General features: G+C 55.1%; 16 protein-coding genes. 12 read left to right on the top strand and 4 right to left on the bottom strand.

Going from position 1 to position 22786, the window contains the following annotated elements:
* Positions 1–27 precede the first annotated feature (27 nt).
* Complete coding sequence (locus tag IEI95_RS09310; protein WP_156534391.1) at positions 28–2154, bottom strand: molybdopterin-dependent oxidoreductase; 2127 nt, start codon at positions 2152–2154, stop codon at positions 28–30.
* Positions 2155–2340: 186 nt separating this feature from the next.
* Here IEI95_RS09310 and IEI95_RS09305 point away from each other — a divergent pair, with 186 nt between their 5' ends.
* Both IEI95_RS09305 and IEI95_RS09300 read left to right on the top strand, forming a co-directional pair.
* Positions 2341–3255 (top strand): AraC family transcriptional regulator, encoded by a 915-nt coding sequence (locus IEI95_RS09305; RefSeq protein WP_156534394.1) that lies wholly within the window; start codon positions 2341–2343, stop codon positions 3253–3255.
* A 558-nt stretch (positions 3256–3813) separates the two neighbouring features.
* Positions 3814–4743 carry a helix-turn-helix domain-containing protein gene (locus tag IEI95_RS09300; protein WP_234934193.1) on the top strand — a complete coding sequence of 310 codons (930 nt, stop codon included), beginning with the start codon at positions 3814–3816 and terminating at the stop codon, positions 4741–4743.
* Between the two features lie 60 nt (positions 4744–4803).
* On the opposite strand, the gene IEI95_RS09295 is transcribed toward IEI95_RS09300, so the two are convergent.
* The gene (locus tag IEI95_RS09295; RefSeq protein WP_194416334.1) at positions 4804–6054 is read right to left on the bottom strand and encodes an acyl-CoA dehydrogenase family protein; all 1251 of its coding nucleotides are present in this window, start codon (positions 6052–6054) and stop codon (positions 4804–4806) included.
* A 334-nt stretch (positions 6055–6388) separates the two neighbouring features.
* On the opposite strand from IEI95_RS09295, the gene IEI95_RS09290 reads away from it, so the two are divergent.
* Both IEI95_RS09290 and IEI95_RS09285 read left to right on the top strand, forming a co-directional pair.
* Positions 6389–6562: a hypothetical protein gene (locus IEI95_RS09290; RefSeq protein ID WP_194416333.1), complete on the top strand. Its 174-nt coding sequence runs from the start codon at positions 6389–6391 to the stop codon at positions 6560–6562.
* A 73-nt stretch (positions 6563–6635) separates the two neighbouring features.
* Positions 6636–8603, top strand: a complete 1968-nt coding sequence (locus tag IEI95_RS09285) for a putative bifunctional diguanylate cyclase/phosphodiesterase (protein ID WP_156534399.1) — start codon at positions 6636–6638, stop codon at positions 8601–8603.
* A 75-nt stretch (positions 8604–8678) separates the two neighbouring features.
* Here IEI95_RS09285 and IEI95_RS09280 read toward each other — a convergent pair whose 3' ends face one another.
* Positions 8679–10406 (bottom strand): methyl-accepting chemotaxis protein, encoded by a 1728-nt coding sequence (locus IEI95_RS09280; protein ID WP_156537426.1) that lies wholly within the window; start codon positions 10404–10406, stop codon positions 8679–8681.
* A gap of 414 nt (positions 10407–10820) precedes the next feature.
* Between IEI95_RS09280 and IEI95_RS09275 the strand changes: the two genes are divergently transcribed.
* From IEI95_RS09275 to IEI95_RS09255, 5 genes are all read left to right on the top strand, one after another.
* A complete protein-coding gene (locus tag IEI95_RS09275; RefSeq protein ID WP_234934192.1) occupies positions 10821–12254 on the top strand; it encodes a hypothetical protein in 1434 nt (477 codons plus the stop codon).
* A gap of 50 nt (positions 12255–12304) precedes the next feature.
* Positions 12305–13894, top strand: a complete 1590-nt coding sequence (locus tag IEI95_RS09270) for an AfsR/SARP family transcriptional regulator (protein ID WP_156534403.1) — start codon at positions 12305–12307, stop codon at positions 13892–13894.
* A 635-nt stretch (positions 13895–14529) separates the two neighbouring features.
* Positions 14530–16416 carry a sigma-54-dependent Fis family transcriptional regulator gene (locus IEI95_RS09265; RefSeq protein WP_156534519.1) on the top strand — a complete coding sequence of 629 codons (1887 nt, stop codon included), beginning with the start codon at positions 14530–14532 and terminating at the stop codon, positions 16414–16416.
* Positions 16417–16580: 164 nt separating this feature from the next.
* On the top strand, positions 16581–17654 hold the full coding sequence (locus IEI95_RS09260) for a 2,3-butanediol dehydrogenase (RefSeq protein WP_156534405.1): 1074 nt from the start codon (positions 16581–16583) through the stop codon (positions 17652–17654).
* A 121-nt stretch (positions 17655–17775) separates the two neighbouring features.
* Positions 17776–19578, top strand: coding sequence for an NAD(P)/FAD-dependent oxidoreductase (locus IEI95_RS09255; protein ID WP_156537423.1), 1803 nt, complete (start codon positions 17776–17778; stop codon positions 19576–19578).
* Positions 19579–19879: 301 nt separating this feature from the next.
* On the opposite strand, the gene IEI95_RS09250 is transcribed toward IEI95_RS09255, so the two are convergent.
* Entirely contained in the window at positions 19880–20554 is a 675-nt protein-coding gene (locus IEI95_RS09250) for a 4-carboxy-4-hydroxy-2-oxoadipate aldolase/oxaloacetate decarboxylase (RefSeq protein ID WP_156534409.1), read from the bottom strand.
* A 154-nt stretch (positions 20555–20708) separates the two neighbouring features.
* Between IEI95_RS09250 and IEI95_RS09245 the strand changes: the two genes are divergently transcribed.
* From IEI95_RS09245 to IEI95_RS09235, 3 genes are all read left to right on the top strand, one after another.
* A complete protein-coding gene (locus tag IEI95_RS09245) occupies positions 20709–21629 on the top strand; it encodes a LysR family transcriptional regulator (protein ID WP_272950872.1) in 921 nt (306 codons plus the stop codon).
* Between the two features lie 175 nt (positions 21630–21804).
* Complete coding sequence (locus tag IEI95_RS09240; protein ID WP_156534411.1) at positions 21805–22242, top strand: acetyl-CoA carboxylase biotin carboxyl carrier protein; 438 nt, start codon at positions 21805–21807, stop codon at positions 22240–22242.
* A 100-nt stretch (positions 22243–22342) separates the two neighbouring features.
* Positions 22343–22786: a biotin/lipoyl-containing protein gene (locus tag IEI95_RS09235; protein ID WP_156534413.1), complete on the top strand. Its 444-nt coding sequence runs from the start codon at positions 22343–22345 to the stop codon at positions 22784–22786.

Genomic DNA, 22786 nt, shown 5'->3' with positions numbered 1-22786 from the left:
TCATCCGCCCGGAAAATCTTGAAGGAGTCAGGCCATTGCAACCTGGACCAGCGCATCGGAAAATGTCGGCGCCCGACCGAGATCGGCATAGGCGGGCGGCGTCACGGCATGCACGGTCGCGCCCTTTCGGTTGGAGCGCTGCCAGTAGCCGGACGGAGCAACCACAACGCCACGCATGACATCGGGCGACAATGTCGCGAATGCCTCGAACATTCCGCGATCATTGAACACGCGGATCGGCGCTCCGGCGATGATACCGCGTTCGCTGGCGTCGTCAGGGTGCAGCAGCACCGCCTGCTCCTCGCCGGCCTGCGCAATCTGCGCCGGCAGATTCCCGTAATTCGAGTTGAGAAAAGCGTGGCTTTTCGGAGAAATCAGGCTGAGCGGATACTGCTGCGCCAGAACCGGATGGGTTGCGGGGCTCTCGTTGGGACGGATGTAATGCGGGAGCGGATCGACCGCTTCGCCCGATTGGTCGCCACCGTAACCCTGCCTGAACAGCGGGGCGACGAAATTGCCGCCGTCGGCGAGGGTTGATTTGAATTCGCATTTGCCCGTAGGTGTCGGAAAATTTCCGTCACGATGCGGCGCCCATCGGTCGGCAGCCGGCATGTTCAATCGCATATATCCCGACTGTTTCAATTGATCGAGCGTGATCCCTTCAAGAACCGGGCTTGCCCAATCCATCGATGCTTCGATCATCTCGTCGTCCGAGCGGAAGAAGAAGGGATCGTCGATGTCCAGCGCGCTGGCAAGGCGCCGGAACATTTCCGTGTTTGAAACCGCCTCGCCGAGCGGTTCGATCGCTGGATTGTTGTAGGACAGATAGAGATGGCCCCAGGAGAACATGATGTCCTTCTGTTCCAGCTGCGTGGTCGCTGGCAAAAGGATATCAGCATATCTGGCAGTGTCGGTGATGAAATGCTCGCTGACGACAGTGAATAGATCTTCCCGCCCCAGCCCTTGTTCCAGCTTTTCCTGCTCGGTGACCATGGCCATGGGATTGGCATTGTATACGAACAAGGCACGGATCGGAGGGTCCAGTTCAAGAGCGCCCGTCAGCGCCTGGCCAAGGCGCCAGGAATTGATCACCCGCATCTTCTCAGGCTGGAGATCGGGACGCATCAGCCCGCCCCAGTTTACCGGGAAGGCCCAGATCGGCAATTGCAGAAGCCCTCCGCCGACATGTTTCCATGCGCCGATCAACGCTGGCAGGCAGGCAATGGCACGAACCGTCTGGCCACCGCCAGCATGACGTTCCACCGCCACCCCGATCCGCACGACCGCCGCAGGCGTGGTCGCGTATTCGCGAGCCAGTTTCAGGATGTCATCAACGGGAATGCCGGTTTCCAAAGAGGCGAATTCCGGTGTGTATTTCGCCACCCGCTCAACCAGTTCGTCATATCCCAGCGTGTGCTTGTCGACATAGTCCCGATCCACCAGATTTTCCGTGATGATGACGTGCATCATGGCCATGGCCAGTGCCCCATCCGTGCCAGGCCGGATCGGAATGTGCCAGTCGGCAAGCCGCGCAGTGCGGGTACGCACCGGATCGATCACCACAAGTTTAGCACCTCTCTTTCGGGCTTCCTCGATGAAGGGCCAATGATGCGAATTGGTACTGAGCGTGTTGCAGGCCCAGAGAATGATATATTTGGAATGAACGAAGCTCTCGGGATCGACACCCGGTGTATGCCCAATCGTCATCATATAGGCCGTGCATGAGCCTGAATCACAGAAGGTGCGCTCGCTCACCGAGGCGCCCAGCTTGTTGAACAGAGGATCGCCGACATTGAGGCCATTGAGAATACCCTGCGTGCCAAGATAGCTGTAGGGCAATATCGCCTGGGCGCCATCGGACGCGATGATATCCTTCCACCGGGTGGCGATCTCTTCGAGCGCGTCCTCCCAAGAGATTCGAACGAACTGGCCGCTGCCTTTAGGGCCGACGCGCCGCATCGGGTAAAGCAGACGCTTATCGCTATAGACCCGATCCTGGTAATTGTTGACCTTCACGCAGAGCCGGCCGCGGGTGAAGGGATGGTCTGGATTGCCCCGCACAGCAAGCGCCTTGCCGTCCTCGACGGTCGTCAGGATCGAGCAGGTATCAGGACAGTCATGCGGACATGCACCTAAAACAACAGAACGGGCCATCGCTTTTACCTCGCTTACACGCTTCGAATGGTGGCATTCTGCTGTAAAATTCAGCCCTCGGCGTTATCCAAAACTGCTTTTTACTGTTCCATTCCTGCGAAAACCCCCTCCTTGGATGCTGGCGCAAATCTTGCTTGTCTTTTTGAGCCATATGTCGCGGCGCCAATCTGAAGGAGAGGCCAAGCCATGCTCGGACATTCCGTCGATAAATATGTGACCGGATCCATGCTGGAGACATCCAATGCCCACGGATGGACCAATATGCTCGCCGAGCGCTGGAGCCATGCGCCGGGTGAACTGCCTTCGCTCGTGCCACGCGAAACCGAAATTGCCATCCTGCTACGCGGTCGATCCGTGGTGGATCGTATCGGCGGCGGCATGCGCCAATACACCCAGGCGAAACCCGGCACGATCTGGCTCTGTCCTGCAGGGATCGAGGAAGAGTTCATAAACGTCACCGAATCGATCGATGACTGTCTGCACATCTTTCTGTCGGGGCAGCCTTTCGACGAGACAATCCTGCGCGAACACGATCTTGATCCGGCCCGCGTGGAACTGCGCTACGAGAGCATCGCCAGCGACCCGTTCATTGAATTCATAGCGACCGAGATCCTCAAGGAAATGGCGGAGGAGAGCCCTGCCGGGCGGTTGCTGATGGAAACCCTGGCCATTTCCCTGTCTGCGCATCTCATCAAGCGGTATTCCGCAACCGACCTTCGTCCAAAACCGTCTTCCGCACAGGATCGGCCGCTAGACCAGAAGCGCCTTTCGCGGGTCAAGGACTATATAGACGCGCATCTGGAAAATGATTTCACGGTTGTCGACCTTGCCACGATTGCCTGCATGAGCGTGGCGCACTTTGCCCGCAGTTTTAGGGCTGCAACCGGCAAGACTCCCCATAATTATGTGAGGGATTTGCGCCTCGAACTCGCAAAACAGCGCCTGACACGCGATGACAGCCATATCGCAGAGATCGCTTTTGCGGCAGGCTTCTCGTCACAGGCCAATTTCACAAAGGCCTTTCGGAGCGCTACCGGCCTCACTCCGGCGAAGTTCCGCGTTATGACAGCTCTTCGAACACCGCAACGCAACAAAAATTAGCCGCTCGTTCGTGAACGGGACAGATGCGCTTACAGGCTTTGGAATTGCTGACACCGCCAGCGAAATCAGACTTCATCGTTGAGCGACAATTCAGATTTTGGGGTAGATGTCCCGCACGTTTTGTCGTCACTCCGAAGAGACGCAAGAATAGAGGTATCGTTGGTCAGGGTTGATTGGACAGGAACCACCAACTGCAATCATGGTGTCAGGCAGTCCGGCGCTCGCCCGGACAGTATGAGCGACCCGATCCAATCGTTGAGAGTTCCAATTAATATACAGTCAGGGAATACACTCTCCGCAGCCTCACACAAAAGCCGGCCCTGCCCGTCTCGACAGCGCTATTGTTAAGGAACCGTAAGGGCACGGCAAGCAGCCAATGTCGCCCCTCGCGATTGACGGCACATGGCTTTTCCGTCTCAGTTGTCGTGACCTGTTTTTGCCGCCACAAAATATGTTTTGCTATCCCAAACATCCGCTTCCAGATAAGCGAATTTGGCGCGTTTCTTGCTTTTCTGTTGTCAGTTTGTGACGTCCCAACAAAGGCAGCACGATATGCATATGAGGTCTTTCGATCTGGGTGAGATCAGGACGGCAGAGCGCTTTAGCTACTGGAGGGACGTTCTGTGCAACGTCTATGTCGCGCTCGATCCAGAAACACCGTCCAAAATGGACTTCCGAGGTGCTGTAACCGATCACCCGTTCGACGAAATCGGCATTTCGAATATCGCGTCGCTGAAACAGACCATTGCACGCACGACAAGCGGCATACGCCGCGACACGAATGCCTATTGTTTCCTCAATCTGCAAGTGGCCGGCACATGCCGCATCCGTCAGGGAAACCGCGATGCCATCACGATGCCTGGGGAGTTCACCATCGTCGATTCGTCCGAACCGTTTCTTCTCGACTATACGAGCGACACTTGGGAACAATATGCGTTCAAGATCCCGAAGCATATGTTTGATTCCCATGTCGGCCACGAATTCGTGGCGCGCACAGTCACGGACCGCACACCCATCGGCAAGGTCGTTGTCGATTTTCTGGCATCCATCGCCCGAAACCTCGAGAATCTGCGCCACAGCTCGATCAATATGACGAAGACAATCATCGACCTTGTTGCCATGTCGCTTCGAGCCTCGACGCCCGAGCGTGACGACGATCGCCGCCGGACCTTCAGGTCACCCCTTCGTCAGTCTGTTCTACGCTATGTCGAGCTTAACTTCGCAGACCCGGAGATCTCACCCGCCAAGGTCGCGGCTCATTTCGGAATATCGACCCGCTACCTGCACAAGCTGCTGGAAGAACACGGCGAGACCTTGGGGCAGATCATCCTGGCAAAGCGCCTCGATCGTTGCGCCTCCGAGCTGCGTAAAGGGACATGCCTGACCATTTCGGAAGCAGCCTTCCGCTGGGGTTTCAACGACATGTCCAATTTCAGCAGAGCCTTCCGGCGACGTTTCGGCGTTGCCCCCCGCGATTACAGGCAATGACCGCAACAAAACCGCAGCTCTGCCGCTGTGCGGCAAAGCTGCGCTAGGCTTGATTATCGTTCAGGCAAATGTCGCGTAAGGCGCCGTCAGAGAACTGTAGGAAGAACTCTTGATGATGCTGTGCAGATTGCGTCGGCGAGCTCCCATGTTGCCGCCGTCATAAAGCGGGAAGCACATCGCATCGTTCATCAGTTCTGCGAGCGGATGCATATCAGTATAACTGTCTACGCCAACAACCCGCATGGCATCATAGACGACGTCTACGCATGTTTCCGAGCAGAAGACCTTTGTCATCACTGCCAGTTCATGCTCCGTACCTTTGGACTGGTCGTATTGATGGCACGCCTTCCACGTCATGTAACGGCAGGCCTCGATCTTCATCTTCATGTCAGCAAGCATATAGCCGACCGTCGGATATTCAATGATTGGATGTGGCCCGGAGCGGGAGTCGGCACGCGCATATTGCAGGGCATAGTCGTAGGCGGCACGCATGACACCAACACAGGCCGCACCGATCAGCGCGGCGGTCCAGGCGAAATTCGTGGAAACGATTTTGATTCCGTCGCCCGGCTCTCCCAGAATGTTGTTTGCCGGCACACGTACATTCTCAAAGGTCATCCGCGGAGAAATCGTTGCCCGGTGGCCGACCGTATCGAGGAGCCCCGTAACCCGAACGCCGGGCGTGCTGCCCGGAACCATGATGACTGCAAGTGATTCCTCGGCGTTCCGGGTCAGATCGGTTCTGCAAACGACGGCATAAAGGTGGCAATTATTGCCGTCCCAGCCGGTACCATTGGTGGTGTAATGCTTTTCGCCGTTGATCACCCACTCATCACCTTCCAGGGTAGCGGACGTCTTAACACCGAAACGGGGATCGGGAGAATCGAAATTGGCGCCACCCGTAACCTCCGTGAACGCCAGCGCTCCCAGGCGCGTTCCATCCTCGGCAAAATCCGACAGCAATCGCTTTTTCTGCTCTTTGGTTCCGAACATCGCAACCGGCTTGATGCAAAGGCCGCTGCCCAAAAGTGCAGATGGAATGTTAACATCGACTGACGTTAGCTCTTCCGCCACAAGTGCAAAATCAAGAGTGGGAATTTCTGAGCCGCCCGCTTCCTTAGGAAGGAGAGCGTTGACAAAGCCAGCATGAACGCCCTGTTCAAAGAATGGCTTGATTGCATAGAAGCGTTCATCCGGTCGAGAATATTGGGCGATTGTCTTGCGAACGTCCTTCAGGACTGTGTTGGCAAAGGCACGCGCGCCATCGCGAAGGGCAATCTGGTCCGCATTCAGGTTGAAATCTATACTCATCGAGTTTCCCCTTTTGGTTTGTTTTTTGATGGACGCTGGCAGCGAGAACCTTCGCCTCCGCACACGTCCATCGAAACCATATTTCCTCCTCAGCCCGGAATCTTGTCTGTCAGCGCCCTAAGGCTTGCACCTGAAGGAACAGTACCCAGGGTGCGAGTTCAGTCATTTCGAAACCGGCTGGAGCAATTGCAGGGATGATGGGCGCAAAGCGGTCGAGGATATCCATAACGAAACCATTACCCCACCTTCCACGACGGCAGTTCAAAGCAAGGAACTTCGACAGTCAGACCTGACGCAAATGTCGGCGTCCGCGCACTCAACCGGATGACTGCGCGTGGCCATCAAGAGTTCACCTGCGGTGCATGGAAAATCCAAAGGGTTGGGCTATCTCGACTGGAATCTGATCGCTGTAACACAGCCGACTCCGCACTTGTTGATCTCACATGGACAGATTACAGATTTCATGGCTGACCAATTTATCAGCGCCGCAGAAGATTCTTTTTTGTGATTGAACTTCGTTATGATTATATAAGCAATATGTAATTATAACGGCTGGCTGAACCATAATCCTGGATTAAACGATGCCGGTTTTCAAATTCTCTAAACTCGTTCGTGAATTGCTGACTGTCCGATCTGATAATCCCGATTTGCTAAAAGCCCAATATCGCGCTTTCTCCAGCCAAATGCCGATGATGTATTTCATCTTGCTGTCCAGCAGCTGGGCGTTGGCCATCACGCATTTTCAGTCCTCGCCCTTGTATCTTACCGTCGGCATGCCACTTCTGTTTACGTGTCTAGGCGGCCTACGAATGGTATTCTGGTTGCGAAACCGCAGTGTTGAGCCGACAGCTGAAATGGCCCACGCCGCAATGACCTGCGCAAATCGTCTTGCCATTGTCATTGCAATCACATTTGCGGTTTGGTGTTACATGTTGTTACCTTATGGAGATGAATACGAGCGATCTTACGTCTCATTCTACATGGCAATTACCGTAATGTCTTGCATATTCTGCTTGATGTACCTGCGATCTGCGGCAGTAATTGTTACTATAATCGTCAGCATATCATTTATAATATTTTTCATTTCACTTGAAAAACTTATTTGTATAGCCGTTGCGGTCAATATCATATTGGTTTGCGCAGGAATTATATCGGTTTTGCTCACGAATTATCGCAATTTCGAGCAGATGGTCCTATCACAACATAGGGCAGAAGCGTTGAGCAACGAAAATTTACGACTGGCCCACGTCGATAGCCTAACCGAGCTACCAAACCGACGAGCGTTTTTTTCGTATCTTGAATTCGAACTGACGAAAGCGAGCACCGTTGGTTCCAGGGTCGCCCTTGGCCTTATCGACCTCGACGGGTTCAAACCGATTAACGACCTTTACGGCCATTCGACAGGTGATCGGCTTTTGGTTGAAGTGGGAAAACGTCTGTTGGATCTTCCTGAGGGCCACAAAATCTTCCGGCTGGGCGGTGATGAATTTGCGGTGATTGCGACGAATTCTCTAGACGATGAACAGTTCTTAAGCGCCGCGAATGCACTGATTGAGCGGCTTCATCACCCTTTCCATATGGCGGAGGCCACCGTTCAGATTTCTGCATCAATGGGCATTGCAATCTATCCGGATCTCACATTGACGCCAGATAGATTGCTTGATCAGGCTGACTACGCCCTCTATCACGCAAAGAATACTCGACGGGGGAGTGCGGTATTGTTTAACGCGTGCCATGAAAGACAAATCAATATTAACGCCAGCATCGAACAAACACTCAAGCAAGCTGACATATCGCATGAAATGTCCGTCGTCTATCAGCCCATCATTGATATCACACAGGGAAAGCCCGTTGGCTTCGAGGCGCTGGCCCGGTGGGAAAGCCCAACATTAGGCTGTGTATCGCCCGCCGAATTTTTTCCTATTGCGGAGCGAGCCGGGATCGTCGGTCTTTTAACGAGACCACTTCTTAGAAAGGCACTTGATGCCGCAAGCCAATGGGATAGGGACCTCCGGCTATCTTTCAATCTTTCTGCTTACGATCTTAACTCGAGCGAAAGTGCGACGCTCTTGATTGATATCATCGAGAATGGGAAATTTGACGCAGGTCGTATTGATTTTGAAATTACCGAAACAGCATTCACACATGACTTCACACAGGTTAAGCGGTCCATTGAAATGCTGCGGTCACGTGGCTGCGGAATTTCTCTTGACGATTTTGGCATTGGTTACTCGAGCCTCACACGACTGCACTCTCTTCCACTCACCAAGATCAAGATTGATCGCAGCTTTGTCGTAGGTCTGGACAAGACACCTGCAAGTTATAAAATTGTTAAGTCCGTACTCGCTCTCAGCCAAGATATGGGATTGGAGTGTGTTGTTGAAGGTATAGAAACACACGACGAATTGGCGGCTCTACAGAAACTCGGCGGAATCCTCGTTCAAGGTTATATCTGTTCTCCGCCACTCCGAGAGTCAGACGTGGCGGAGTTCATTGCGCGAACGGCAGATACAAGTGCTTTTCAGGCGTCCGGCGTGTTCAATTTTTGATCCACGAGCGTTGATACTTGGACCATTCTGACGCCGATGACTGAGCGTTAATACAGGTCATAAATAGTCTGTCGGTCAGGCCGCCGAGCGATTGCTTTCCGGCCTGTCGTTGTCGCGCATTGCAGCGGAACTTCCCGGCTCGCGGATGGCACTGCGCCTGTTGAGCTGGAAGCGGTTGGCCAGTTCGCTCAGTTTAGCCGCGCCACTGGAAAGCGCTTCGCTGATGGCATTCATGCCGCTGACCATTCCCGCGTTCTGTTGTGTCATCTGGTCTAAGGCGTTGACCGCAGTGCTGATTTCCGTGAGGCTAGTGGATTGCTCCGACGCTGCCGTGGAAATGGCTTCAATATTAACATCGATAGATTGCACGAAGGACTCGATCCGGTTCAGCGCACTGCCGGTTTCCCCGACCAGACGTACACCGTCCTTCACTTCATTGGTCGATTTAGCGATCAATTCCGAAATTTCCTTGGCGGCCTTGGCGGAGCGTTGAGCCAACTCACGGACCTCCTGGGCCACGACCGCAAAGCCCTTGCCACTTTCACCAGCGCGGGCTGCTTCGACGCCTGCATTCAGGGCTAAAAGGTTGGTCTGAAAGGCAATTTCATCGATAACAGTGATGATATTACTGATTTCCTTCGAAGCGCCCTCGATGCGGCTCATGGCGGCGACGGTGAAGTTAACGACCTTTACGGACTCGGTTGCGGCCTGACGAGCATCGCGCACCAAGTTTCGAGTATCTTTGGAACGCGCACTGGATTCTCTCACCGTCGCGGTTATTTCTTCCAATGCCGCAGAAGTCTGCTCCAGTGCGGCAGCCTGTTGCTCCGAGCGTTTTGCCAGGCTGGTCGATCCCTTGAGCATATCATGACTATTGGCGGAAACCGCCGCCGTTTCCGCCAGCACCTGCGCCAGGGTTTCCTGGAATTTGCCAATGGACATGTTGAAGTCTTTACGTAAGTGCTCGAAGGTTGGAATGAACGGCTCATCGATCGTCATGCGGATATTGCAGTCGGACAAGCGCTCAAGACCGGCACCAATCGCAGCAATGGCGTTGACGCGGCCGGTGACATCGATCGCGAATTTCACAACCTTGACGACCTTTCCCTTTTCATCTGTGATGGGGTTATAAGTGGCCTGAATATAGACTTTCTTGCCACCTTTCCCGATCCGCAAAAACTCGTCGCTCTGGAACTCATCTGCTCCAAGCTTACGCCAGAACTCTTTGTAATCGGGGGACGCGATGTAAGCTTGTTCACAAAACATCGAATGATTTTTGCCAATGATCTCGCTGAGGTCGTAGTTCATCGCCTTGCAGAAATTCTCGTTGGCAGTCAAAATCTGGCCAGTCGGTGTGAACTCGATAACGGCCTGAGAACGCAACAACGCTTCCATCTTGCCGTCGCCATCCATAGCTTTGTTTGTGGACGCCGTAATGTCCGTGGCAATTTTTACAATTTTGTAAGGCTTACCCCCGCGAAAAACCGGATTGTAAGAGGCTTCGATCCAGATGGGGTCGCCCGACTTGGTGAACCGCTTATATTGGCGCTGGTCGAACTGGCCGGAAACAAGTTTTGCCCAGAAATCGGCATAGGCTTTAGTCTTCACCTCTTCAGGATCGAGAAAGATCCGATGGTGTTTGCCAATGATATCTGATTTTGCATATCCGAGCGTCTTGCAGAAATTGTCATTCGCATCAAGAATATTCCCTTGGATGTCGAATTCAATGACGCCTTGAGAGCGATTTATGGCATCGAAAATAGCTTTGATGTCGCTTCCGAATACAATTGACAACAATCCCATAGCGCCGTCTCCTATTGATAGCGGAACATTATAATATTTATTATTTAGGAATAATAAATATTATAAAATAAATACCAAAAGATCTATTTTTTTATTTTTGCGCTTTGTAAATTATATTGCAGATGCAAATCTGCACTCAATCCAGCATCATTCCGGCGATATCTGCTCGTGCCAAGGCGGTCCTAAATTGAAAGGGCGCTGCTGGATTGCCGCCTGATCCTGCCAGACGATGCCTGGTTCAAGCGCCAGGATTAACTGGGCATCACCGTCCATAGACCTCAAAGTCCTCATTGGGGACGACAAAGAAATTTTCGTGATGCTGCTCTATAAGTTCGGCGAAAGGCAGGTAACAATCTTCGATCGAACCCCATCCGTTAATACACCTGGACAAGTTACAAAATACACGTAAAACACGTGTCAGGTTGCATATTTACAATCCAAGACTCTTGGCTTTACATCGGTCTGACATCACCGAGCTGGGGAGCCACAATGAAAACTGTTCTTTTCTGTTTAGCCCTTTTTCTTTTGCCTATTTCATCTGCTTTTGCCGACTGTCCCGCCCCAATTGACAACAGCTTTGCAGCGGCGGCCAATGCCAAGTTCGACTGCTCCAGTAGCCTGCCCCTGAAAGGTCACGAAACAGACCGCAAGTTCCAGGTTCATTATGATTTTCCAAAGACCTTGCCCGATACCAGCAAGCTGCCATGGCTGACGATCGATCCCTTCAAGAATCCCGCTGACTATATGCAGGCCGTCTTGAATTACGTCACCAAGGTGAACGCTCGCCCCGAGATTGATTGGCGCATCCAGGATAATAAGGTCGAGGAATGGTGCGATGCGCCATGGTTCTTCATGCTGAGGGAGCCACTGCACGGTATGACCACCGAACGGTGGTCTCGTCCGAAGGAGCTTCACGCGCTCCAAACAGATTGGGAGCGTACTTTCGCTGTCGGGATCTACAACGATGTGGCCTGCTACGGTTTTGGCCAGATCTGGGCCGATCCGGCCTTTCCCAAAACCCTTGACTTTGCATTCGCGGACGGTGCCGTGGCGGCCAAAATGCTGTTCACGTCAGCAAAGCCTTCCAGCGTTCCTTATCTTGCAGGGTCAAAGGAGTGGGACGTTGCCGGAGAAAAGGACGGCAGCACCATGACGATGCGGCTTCTGCAATTTGATCTGTCGATCAAGGACAAACGTTCGCCCAACGGCTGGTTCTTCGGGACATTCGTCTATAATGCCATGCAGCCCGGTGATACGCCGTATCAGCGCCTGGTTCCGGTTGGCCTGATCTGGGGAAGCGACCCCGCGTTGAATGCAAAAGCATATCTGGAACAAGCCATGTCGCCGACCGAAAGCTGGGTCAATCCTGCCGTCGCCACGATGTTTTATCCCCTCCCGAGACAGAATCTCGGCCTTTTCGGGCGCGCCAATGGCCCAGTCGACAACCCAATGTCCGCCTGCATTACATGTCATCAGCGCGCGCTTGACTGGGGGACAGCAGTCTTGCCTGACAGCCCTGAAGCGGCGCAAGCGGCGGAACTGTTACCAGATGTTCCCACTGATCCATACAACGACTCCGCCGTCGCCGCCTATTTCAGAAACATTGGGTCCAATTCACCCGTGCCGGACACGCAGTCGCTTGATTATGTTTTGCAGGTTTCAAAAGGAATTTCTGCCTTCCGCAATTGGGTGAAGACCGATTTTCCTGATCATGCCGCCTCCACCTCGGATGTCCCGCCCTACCCCTTCAAACCCGGCAACACAATCACCGTGACGCCTGTTGACATTACTGCTCCTGGCGCTGAAAAACTTGAACTCGATCCAACCGGCAAGCTTTTCCTTCGCTGATATGATATGATATGATACTTTAAATATATTCCGTCTCCAGGGGGCTGCACATGTTGTCATTAAACATCTTTGGCCGCTTTCTGATTGTCGACTCTCATGGGTGCGACCGCAGCCCGAGAGGATCGAAGGCGCGCGGGATAGTGGCGTTACTTGCCATGTCACAAGGCTACTCCCGCAACCGGACTTGGTTGCAGGATAAGCTGTGGAGCGATCGAGATTCCAAGAGGGGGTCGGACAGCCTTCGCCAAACGCTCGTCGACATACGACGGGCGTTTGGCCCCTATCAAACGATATTGAAAGCGGATCGGGAAAAGGTAGCACTTGATCCAACCCGCTTTTCGATAAAATACCGGCTCATGCCCGCCTCTAATGACTGGAATAATGAGCAGGACGCATTTGCCGACCTCGACATTCGTGACCCTGAGTTTGAAGACTGGATCCGGAACTTACGAGCCTCTCTTGCGGACAAGGCACGGATCAGTCCGCCCCATGCCCTACGCAGTCATACCGCCCCCAAACCCGCAATTTTTTTCCAATTCCTATCGGACAACCAGCCTTCGAGTGAATTGACGTCAAGCCGGCTGATGACACTGACAACGACGTCGCTCCGCGATTTAGACGATTTTGAAATCTTTCCCCGTCACGCTGCCATCGGCGGCACGCTCCCTCCCTTGCCTGTCAAGGGCCTCACTGTCGCAGTGCGGACCGTAACTTTAGGTCGAGACAGCCATGTGGCTATTGCCCTCAGCCATGCAGGGACTGGACAGCTCTATTGGTCGCGAACCACTCAAATATCGGCATCACACACAGAGTTGCTGCATCACGAATCCGGGATTCTTGTCCAAGCCATTCTTTCGACGTTGCGCGAGCGGAAGGATCAGCTTGGAATCTCACATTCGGGAGCCATGCTCGCCAATCATGCGCGGGCCTTGATCTTCCGATTTGATCGGCAAAGTTTAAGAGATGCAGACGTCAATCTGCGCTATGCCTATGATCGCGATCCGCGCCCGCAATATCTGGCATGGCGGGCATTCCTGCGCAACATGGCACAGTTCCAGCATCGCAGCAGCGCATTCCTGGACGATAAGATCACATCGACGGAACTGGTACAGGAAGCGCTGCGCGAGAACGCTGGTAGCGCCAGCATCCTGGGCATCGGGGCCCATCTCGAATATCTTGGGGGCGGTTCAAGCCGTGGTTCACTGCGGCTTGCTGAACGCGCTGTCAGCCTTGACCCGCTGAACGCAGTCAACCTGGCGATTTTATCCAATACGGAACTGGTTCTCGACAAGCTTAGAGATAGTCAAGGATCGGCTTTAAGCGCACTTGCATTAACAGGCGGAGGCGAGCACAGGGCCTTTGTCGAATTCTTTTGCTGTATGTCCGCCGCCGCGTTGGGCGAATATGCAACGGCCATAGGTCACGCAGAAGCAGCGCTTATTCTGCGTCCCGCATTTCGAGCGCCCCTCAGGTATTTGATTGCACTTTACAAGCAGGCGGGCATGATCGAGCAAATGGATCGAGCCGTCTCCCGGTTGCAACAATTCGAGCCTGACTTCCTGCCTGCACGCTTTCTCGACAGCGATTATCCGGTCACAACCATGCGACGGATTCGGTTGATTGACGCCATCGCCAGTTAGTTATCCAAGCGCTTCAAACTCACGGACGATTCACGCTGGACTCACGATAGCAGACTAGCGTCGCGTTATAGAAACACGTAGGAACAACTATGAGTAATAACCGTATGGTTGTAGACCATCTGAAGGCTGCATTGCTTGCGACAAACGCAGACAAGACGTTTCTTGCCTACCTCATTCAGATGGCGCTGATTGAGTGCGCGACCGCTCCGCAGGTTTTTGGGTCAACGCCGACTATGAATGAGTGTCGCGGGTCGACCCCTATGATCAGCCCCGTAAGACCTTAATTTACTGAATAAAAATGCAGCCTGGATGGGGCAAGATCGGCGCCGGTCATGCCCCATCCTGCAAAAATTTCTCATTTAAAATCAAGTATTTACTGCCTTTTCTAGCCGCCTCAATCTTCAGCGCTGTTGCACAGGCCTTCAAAAACGGCTCCACATGGAGCCAGCTAGGCCCAGCTTAAAGATAGTTGCCAGCCTGCCATTGTTAGCCATTTGTTTTCCGAGGAAGCGACCTGCCCGACAATCGCTACGCGTGACCGACAAGATGTCTCGAAGCATTAGGCGCTTCTGGCAATTGGGGCTATGATCTCTTTAAAGATCACGGGAGGCGGCTTTTCAAGAGCCGGTGATTTCATGGGTTTTGCCGATCACGTCAAGGAAATCGAGCGCGTCGGGCAGGGAAGCAATACCGGCCGCGACGCCATTGTCGTGGAATCCTGGCGGCGTTGCCTGGAGACCTACCAGCTCGACCCGGCGCAAGCGCGTGAGGCGGTTATCGTCTCGCAAACACGCCTGCGCGAACATCGTCAGCAGGCGGAGGACCTCGTACACATCGCACGCTCTGGGCTGGAGCGGCTCTACCGGCAGGTTGCCGAGCAGAATTATGTTCTTCTCCTCTCCGACCGGCAGGGCGTAACCGTCGAATTTCTCGGTGATCCCTCCTTCAACAACAACTTGCGAAAGGCCGGGCTCTATCTCGGCTCGGAATGGTCCGAGCCCCGCGCTGGCACGTGCGCTGTTGGCGCCTGCCTGGCCACCGGCGAGGCTCTGACGATCCATCAGACCGACCATTTTGACATCACCCATACACCACTCTCCTGCACCGCTGCACCGATCTATGACACGCAAGGCGCGTTGGCAGCGGTCCTCGATATTTCGCTGCTGAGTTCACCCATCTTAAAGACGAGCCAGAATATAGCACGTCATCTTGTCTCCTCGACCGTGCGGCGCATCGAGCTCGCCAATCTCATGGCGAACAGTCGACACGACCTGGTGCTGCGCTTTGCTGGGGCGCCTGAATTTCTCGATGTTGATCCGGAAGCGGCGATTTCGGTCGATGGCGGGGGCCGCATCACCGGCATGACGCATGGCGGCGCGCGGCTTCTCGCTGCCTCGCGTGGAATCGACTGGCGACGGCCCGAGCTTGTGCTTGGCCAGCCGGTCGCAGATTTTTTCGAGGCTGACTTGGACGAGCTTGCTTCGCTGACACGCGCCAGCCTGCCGCAAGACCGTCGGATTGCCGTGCGGGATGGGTCGGTCCTGTTTGCCCACGCGATCGAGCCGCAGCAGCGCGTGACAGGGACGCCGCTCATTCGAGCTCTTCGGTCATCGCCAGCCATGAACCTGCTCGGCGGCAGTGTCGAAATCATGGACAACCTTCGCCGCAAGATCGCCAAGCTCGCACCGAGCGCACTGCCGATCCTGCTTCAAGGTGAGACCGGAACCGGCAAGGAATATCTGGCGCGCATTATCCACGAGGTGAGCGGATTGTCAGGCCGGTTTGTTGCGGTCAATTGCGCAGCGATCCCTGAACAGCTGATCGAAAGCGAATTGTTCGGCTATGCGCCAGGCGCCTTCACCGGCGCCCTTGCCAAGGGACGAAAGGGGTTGGTCGAGGAAGCTGTGGGCGGAACGCTGTTCCTCGACGAAATTGGCGACATGCCATACGCCGCGCAAAGCAGGTTGCTCAGGGTTCTGGCCGAGGGCGAGGTCCTGCCGGTCGGCGGCTCGGTGGCGCGCAAGTTGGAGTTTCGCGTCGTGTCTGCCTCACATCGGTCGTTGGCCGACATGGTCTCAACCGGCGCATTCCGGCAGGACCTCTATTACAGGCTGAATGCGGCCGTACTCTCCCTTCCACGGCTTTGCGAGCGCGGCGACCTGCCATGGCTGCTCGACAAGTTGCTTGAAAAACATGCTCCGACGGACCAATCGCTCAGGCTTTCAGACACTGCCCGCCTTTTGATCCTCAATCATCGCTGGCCAGGCAATATCCGCGAGCTGGACAATACGATCGCCTTTGCCGCAGCGCTGTGCGACGATGGACTGATTGAGGTAACGGACCTTCCAGAACACTTGGCTGGCAGTGTGCAACTGCTTGGCGATGACAGCCCTGAAGCCGAGCTTCGCGCTGTGCTTGCCGCTTGCCATGGCAATATTTCCGAGGCGGCGCGCCGCCTCGGTATTGATCGCACCACAATGCATCGCCGTATGCGCAGGTTCGGCATAGACAGGCCGCATTGAGCATCCGGACTGTGGCATACGCCACACCTGTCGCGCCACAGCTGTGGCGTAGCGCAACCTGCCCCGCCTCGAAAACTGAATAATTCCAGTCCTTCGCCCTGCCAGGAGCCACTGGCACGGGCATTGCTCTTCTCTTGGCATCGACAGCAGCCAAGGGAGGAAACATGCGCGCGCTTAGATTTCATGCAGCCAAGGATTTGCGACTGGACGACATTGCCGAGCCGAAGCGACCGGGACCGGGCCAGGTTCTGGTCCGCAATCGCTTCGTCGGGATTTGCGGCACGGATCTTCACGAATACAGCTACGGCCCGATCTTCATCCCGACCGAGCCACACCCCTTCACCGGCGCCTATGGCCCGCAAGTGCTCGGCCATGAATTCGGCGGCGTCGTTGAGGCGATTGGCGAAGGCGTTACGTCCGTCGTCGTTGGCGACCGCGTATCGATCCAGCCCCTCGTCATGCCAAGGTCCGGCGACTATTTCGCCGATCGCGGCCTTTTCCACTTAAGCACGCAGTTAGCGCTAGTGGGCTTGAGCTGGGATGGCGGCGGCATGGCCGAAGCAGCGCTCGTCAATGACTACAATGTCCAGAAAATCCCGAACGAGATGACCGATGAAGAGGCAGCCCTAGTCGAACCAACGGCGGTTGCTGTCTATGCCTGCGATCGCGGCGGCGTGACGTCCGGCAACAGCGTGCTGGTAACTGGCGCCGGTCCCATCGGCATGCTGACGTTGCTTGCCGCGCGCGCGGCAGGCGCCACCCAGCTTTTTGTATCTGATCTCAATGACTCCAGGCTCGCGCTTGCGAAAGAGGTGTTGCCCGATGTCATCACGATCAACCCGCAGCGCGACAATGTCGGTGATGTCGTTCGCTTGCAAACGGAAGGCAACGTCGGCTGCGATGTCGCCATCGAATGCGTAGGCAACGAACATGCCCTGAAGGCCTGCGTCGACGCGGTGCGCAAACAGGGCGTCGTGGTCCAGACCGGCCTGCATCCGCATGAAAATCCGATCGACTGGTTTCAGGTGACATTCAAAGATCTGGAAATCAAAGGGTCCTGGGCATACCCGACACATTATTGGCCACGGGTCATCAGGCTGATTGCTTCCGGTCTGCTGCCGGCAACGAAGATCGTCACCAAGCGCGTCACCCTCGATACAGCTGTCAAGGAAGGCTTCGACGTCCTGCTTGACCCGGCTGGAGCCCAACTCAAGATCCTGATCGATCTTTCAAAATAGGCATCTTGGCCACCGCCTGGTCCGGGAGAGGAGCCCGGCAGGCGAAGGCCATGCCGCTTCGTAGGGCGCCTGGAGGGGCGCTTCATTCGCCGAGACACAAGCAACCATGGAGGAGAACACGATGCTTGATATCAGCCCAGCCACCAAGATAGACACGGCTTTGTCGAAGCTCGGCAAAGCGCTTGAAAGCGGCGACATTGATGCCGCCGTCAACTTGTTTCAGACCGATTGCTATTGGCGCGATCTGGTGACATTCACCTGGAACCTTAAGACACTCGAGGGTCACGAGCAGATCCGAGAGATGCTGAAGAGCCAGCTTGGCGCCATCACACCCTCGAATTTCGTACAGGATCCAAAAGAGCCCGCCACTGATGCTGGTGGGATCACTGACGGCTGGTTCGAGTTCGAAACGGGCGTCGCACGCGGTTACGGACATATCCGCCTGAAGGATGGGCGGATATGGACCCTCTTGACCACCATGACCGAATTGAAGGGCCATGAAGAGCCGAAAGGCATCCGCCGCCCGATGGGGGCCGAGCACGGCCATGACCGTAACCGCATGACCTGGAAAGAAAAGCGCGAGAGCGAGAGCGCCGAGCTGGGCTATTCGGCGCAACCCTATGTCGTTATCATCGGTGGCGGCCAGGGAGGCATTGCCCTTGGCGCACGGCTTCGCCAGCTGGGTGTGCCGACAATCATCATCGAGAAGAACGAGCGCCCGGGCGACAGCTGGCGCAAGCGCTACAAGTCGCTCTGCCTGCACGACCCCGTCTGGTACGATCATTTGCCGTATATTTCCTTCCCGGAAAACTGGCCCGTCTTCACCCCGAAGGACAAGGTAGGCGACTGGCTGGAAATGTATACCAAAGTCATGGAGTTGAACTACTGGAGCTCCACGACCTGCAAGTCGGCGCAATTCGATGAAGCGACCGGCGAATGGACAGTCATTGTTGAACGCGCCGGCAAGGAAATCGTGCTCAAGCCAAAGCAGCTGGTGCTGGCGACGGGCATGTCGGGCAAGGCCAATGTGCCGAATTTCCCCGGTCAGGATGTGTTCAAGGGCGAACAGCAACATTCCTCGCAGCATCCGGGGCCGGACGCCTATGCCGGCAAACGAGTGGTGGTGATCGGCTCCAACAATTCCGCCCACGATATCTGCGCAGCGCTCTGGGAAGCCGGCGCCGATGTCACCATGCTGCAACGGTCATCCACCCATATCGTCAAATCGGGTTCACTGATGGAGATCGGTCTGGGCGATCTCTACTCGGAAAGGGCCGTTCAGAGCGGAATGACCACACGCAAGGCCGACCTGATTTTTGCGTCCCTGCCCTACCGGATCATGCATGAGTTCCAGATCCCGATTTACAACAGGATTCGTGAACAAGATGCGGATTTTTATAAGGCACTGGAAGAGGCCGGCTTCATGCTGGACTTCGGCGACGACGAGTCTGGCCTGTTCATGAAATATCTGCGGCGTGGATCAGGCTATTACATCGATGTCGGTGCCTGCGATCTGGTGATTGACGGCTCGATCAAGCTCAAATCCGGGGTGGATGTCTCGCATCTGACCGAAAACGCCGTCGTGTTGAAGGATGGTACGCAGTTGCCAGCGGATCTTGTGGTCTATGCCACCGGCTATGGCTCGATGAATGGTTGGGCGGCCGATCTCATCTCGCGCGACGTCGCTGACAAAATCGGCAAATGTTGGGGGCTCGGCTCCGATACGACTAAGGACCCCGGTCCCTGGGAGGGCGAACAACGCAACATGTGGAAGCCGACGCAACAGGACGCACTGTGGTTCCATGGCGGCAATCTGCACCAGTCACGGCACTATTCGCAATATCTGTCATTGCAGCTGAAAGCTCGTCAAGTCGGCATCGATACGCCCGTCTACGGCATGACCAGACCGCATCATCTGTCGTAAAGCCCATAGGGGGCGCCAGCCTGGCTGGTGCCCCCTATGATTGGTCCTGTAAGGTCGTGATTTGCGGAAATGAAATAGAGATCGGGTAGGGTGGCGATCGGAGCCGATGACGCAGCGCTTTCGTTGCAATTGTGCAAGTAAAATCAGTTGCCTATCGCCCTTTCAAACGAGGCCTACCTTCTTTGCTGTTTCACATCTTTATGCCATGACCATCGTCAGACGGATTGCACGCCAATGATGATTTCTCGGACAGACTCTTAGATTTTAAGGGGAATTTCAAATCCATGTCCGGAGCACCCGCTCACGCTTCGACCGAAAATCCTTTAGCCCTCAGCACGGGCTCAAGATTACTGACTTCAATGACCGACTTACCCGCCTTATAGGCGGCAATATAGCCCGCTTCGGCATCTTCCCGGGTTTGGGCAAGTGCTGCAACGTTCATGGCTTCCTGTCGACGAACGACCACCACGCCGTCGGCATCACCGACGATGATGTCGCCCGGATACACCAGTTCATCACCGATAACGATGGGATCGTTCACTGCGGTCAAGGTTTCCTTCACGGTTCCCTTGATGCAAACACTGAGTGAAAATACCGGAAAGCCAAGATCTCGAAGCTGCAAGGTATCGCGCACGCCTGTGTCCGTTACCAGGCCACCAATGCCTTTGGCGAGGCAGGCATTGGCCAGAACATCACCAAATGACCCCGCCTCCTCGTATTCGCCGCCGGATACCACGATGATGTCGCCCGGTTGCGCATAATTGATCGCCAGTTGCAGCATGATGTTGTCGCGTGGCGCAGACTTGACCGTGAAAGCAGGCCCGCAAAGCTTCATGCGGTAATCAACTGGCTTGATGCGGGAGGAAAGCGCACCGCGACGACCCTGCGCTTCATGCAGCGTGGCGGGCGAGAATTTCGCAATCGCATCAATCTCTTCCTGGCTTGGACGCTCGGGAATTTTCTTAATGTGGATCATGGCAACCTCAAAACAGCTTCGTTCGATAGGGCGAAACGGCGCAGGTTAACCCCAGCCCTTTCGCGGTCTCGTCCGTTTTAAGAGGCTTGCGCTATGCCAACAAATATATATTGACGATACTTGATATATGAATTCTGTATATCAGGAGGCAGCCTTGGCATTGGATGTAACAAAAATGCGCTATTTTGCGCGCATTGCAGAGCTAGGCTCCTTTACCCGTGCCGCCAGTGAGCTGGGTGTAGCCCAACCCGCGCTGAGCCTGCATGTGCGCGCGCTGGAAGACCAACTGGGGCTGCAATTGCTCAACCGGACCTCGCGTGGCGTCGTGGTAACGGAGGCAGGCCAAACGCTGCTGGTCCATGCTCAGGCAATCCTTCGGGCGGTAGAGCAGGCCGAAGCCGCAACGCGGGAGCAGGCGAAATATCCAAGTGGTGATGTCTCGCTTGGTATTCTCAGCTCGCTGTCTCCCATTCTCTCCATTCCGGTTCTGGAAGCATGTGACCGCCGTTTTCCAAAAATCCGCCTGACGATCAGCGAGGGCGATAGCCAGACCCTGCGCACAGCGACCGATACCCATGCGCATGATCTGGCCGTGAACCTTCTGGATGTGGCCAAACCGACCGCAGTGCCTTTGTTTGATGAGCGGCTCTATGCCGTCGGGCCTCTGAATGCCTTTACCCAAAGGCAGAATGATTTGCCGCTCCGCGAAGCTTTGAGCCTTCCGCTGATCATGCCCTCGCAGCGTCATGGAATTCGCATCCTTTTGGAAAAGCAGGCCCTTATTCTTGGTCAGAAAATCAATATTGTTCGGGTGATCGAGGGCGTGGCCAGCACCAAAGCGGCTATCCGTGCCGGGTTGGGATTGACCATTCTGGGTCGGGGAGCCGTCTACGCCGATCATCAGGCAGGACAACTCTCGGTCATTCCACTGAGGGCACCGGAGCTGTTTCGACGCCTTGTGCTGGATATGCCGGTCAATCACCCACCGACAAATGCGGTTCTTGAGGTGAGACAGATCCTGATGGAGGTCATCAAGCGTCTCGGTGGAGAGGGCCATTGGAGCTGTCTCGCCTGAGAACTGCGCCCCGCTTTTCCATGGCGGGCGCGCACCATTCAAACTTTGTTTGCCCCCATCACAGGAAGGGTCGTGCTAGCTGTTTTTGAACGTCTTTACGGATCAATCCTGCTGAAACGCAATTGCTCTGGCCTCTGAAGACGGCATGATGACACTATCACATCCGGTGGTTTGAATGGATCTCGACAAGATCAAAACGCTCATAGACTTCGTTGGACAATCACGCATTTCGCATCTGAGCGTGACGGACAACGGCACGACCGTTCGGATCTCTCATTACGCTCACCCGCAGAATGCCACTGTTATCGCAAGCCCTGTGGTGCCGGACCGTATCGTCAACACCATTCCCACGCCGCCGATCAAGATTGAACAGACCGCAGATACCGTGTGTGCGCCCACATTTGGTGTTTTTCATCGCTCGCCCCATCCGGGGGAAAAGCCCTTTGTTGACATTGGCGATGAGGTCGAGAGCGGCCAGAGCCTTTTTATTGTTGAGGCCATGAAAGTCTTCAATACGGTGACCACGGATCGGGCGGGCAAAATTGTTCGGGTGTTGGTGGAAGATGGGCAAGAGGTCGATGCCGGACAGCCTGTTTTGGAGATTGCCCTATGAGTTTTGAGATATCTGCAACTCTCTCTGGCCCGATGCTGATTGGCAAACACCATGTGCATTTTCAATCTTCTGCAACAGGGCTGCACCTGCGGAGCGCATCATGACAGCACGCAGTCGCTCCCTCTCCCGCCGTTCTGTTGATTTCACCCGGGCAGATGTCATCGCACAACTGACCTCCTGGCTGGAGGTGGCGGGAGTTCACGCCATCGACATTGAACACAACGACCAGCAGATCAGCATTGTGATGACGGGGGGAACTGCGCACGTCTCCAAACATGTGAGCAGCAAAGTCCCAGTTGGCGCATCTGTCATGATCACCTCGTCTTCCGTTGGTCATTTTCTGGCACATCACCCGGTCCGGCCCGATGGTGGCCCGCAAGAGGGGGAAAGTGTCAACGCTGGCGATGTGGTTGGTTTTGTTAAAATCGGCCCCTTGCTGTTGGGTGTTGCAGCCCCGCAAGACGGCGTTCTTGGCGAGGCTCTGGTCAATGCGGGCGATGCTGTTGGCTATGGCACCCCCCTGTTTTCGCTTGAGCAACGGTGA

Source organism: Agrobacterium vitis (genome assembly GCF_014926405.1).
GTDB lineage: Bacteria > Pseudomonadota > Alphaproteobacteria > Rhizobiales > Rhizobiaceae > Allorhizobium > Allorhizobium vitis_H.
The sequence above is the reverse complement of the archived record's forward strand: the minus strand, read 5'-3'. Positions and strand labels throughout refer to the sequence as shown.